The sequence below is a fragment of the Sporosarcina sp. NCCP-2222 genome (assembly GCF_023168145.1).
Taxonomy (GTDB): domain Bacteria; phylum Bacillota; class Bacilli; order Bacillales_A; family Planococcaceae; genus Sporosarcina.
Genome location: NZ_BQYK01000023.1, coordinates 1 through 592, shown reverse-complemented (window position 1 = coordinate 592; position 592 = coordinate 1). Strand labels below are relative to the sequence as shown.

Annotated in this window: 2 tRNA genes; both read left to right on the top strand. The window is 48.3% G+C overall.

The features are described from left to right. Positions 1–148: 148 nt before the first annotated feature. A tRNA-Ile gene (locus NCCP2222_RS20685) sits at positions 149–225 on the top strand. 13 nt (positions 226–238) lie between these two features. After that, a tRNA-Ala gene (locus NCCP2222_RS20680) sits at positions 239–314 on the top strand. Positions 315–592 lie beyond the last annotated feature (278 nt).

Here is a 592-nt window from a genome sequence, read left to right as displayed (position 1 = left end):
CGTAACAAGGTAGCCGTATCGGAAGGTGCGGCTGGATCACCTCCTTTCTAAGGATAATTACGGAATATGAACCTCCGGTTCATACGTTGACGTTTTGCGTTCAGTTTTGAAGGTTCAAGTATTTGAAACTTCATAAAATACCCGTTAGGGGCCTATAGCTCAGCTGGTTAGAGCGCACGCCTGATAAGCGTGAGGTCGGTGGTTCGAGTCCACTTAGGCCCACCATATACACTTTTACGGGGCCTTAGCTCAGCTGGGAGAGCGCCTGCCTTGCACGCAGGAGGTCAGCGGTTCGATCCCGCTAGGCTCCACCAATTTTGTTCTTTGAAAACTGGATAAAACGACATTGAAAGCAACAAAACATCAAGTAATCAACCGAGTCGATCACTTTGTGATTGAACATGCAATACTTTTTAACGATTATTTTGTGCTTATCGCTAAGTACTAATAATCACCCGAGGGTTTCGAGACGCAAGCAGGACGAGGAAGCGACCGAACGAGGACCGGAGCGTGCTTAGGCACGTGAGGACCGCAGTGACGGAGCTGACGAAGTAATGCGCAGTGTATCGGAAGCCGAATGAAGGTTAAGTTA